Here is a 516-nt window from a genome sequence, read left to right as displayed (position 1 = left end):
TTTAGAAATCTGGTTCTTAGATGGTTGTGTGGTTAGAGGGTTGGGGTAATCTGGTATGAGCATCTGCATCGGAGTCTTCTTGTTGAGGGCTCGATGAGGACGCGCTGTGTTATAGAGAGCAATCGTTTGCGAGAGGATCTCTCGAACTTCTTCTATGGGTTTGTCCTCAAAGTTGTAGAGCCAGTCGTTCTTGATGATCCCGTTAAGTCGCTCTGCCATAGCGTTGTGGAGAGGGTTGCCTGTCTGGGTGACGCTGGTTACGATGCCTAGGCTGGCCTCGTAGTCGGTCATCTGCTTGGAGACGTATTGACAGCCTCGGTCGCTATGGAAGATGAGTCCTTTGAGGTCAAAGCCATGCTTTTGGTAGAAGTCAACGGTCTGTTTTAGTGCGTTGTAGGGGCCCTCTGTGGAGAGCGTGGGCTGCAGGTCAAAGCCGGTGATGATGCGGCTATAAGCATCCATCGTCAGGGAGAGATATGCGAAGCCCCCTAAACACTTGACGTAGGTTATGTCTGA

The 516-nt window shown here is 51.0% G+C and carries 1 protein-coding gene; it reads right to left on the bottom strand.

Going from position 1 to position 516, the window contains the following annotated elements:
* The coding region (locus PORUE0001_RS01360; RefSeq protein ID WP_007364657.1) for an integrase core domain-containing protein at positions 1-516 on the bottom strand (516 nt) is incomplete at both ends.

The sequence above is a fragment of the Porphyromonas uenonis 60-3 genome, from assembly GCF_000174775.1.
GTDB lineage: Bacteria > Bacteroidota > Bacteroidia > Bacteroidales > Porphyromonadaceae > Porphyromonas > Porphyromonas uenonis_A.
The sequence above is the reverse complement of the archived record's forward strand: the minus strand, read 5'-3'. Positions and strand labels throughout refer to the sequence as shown.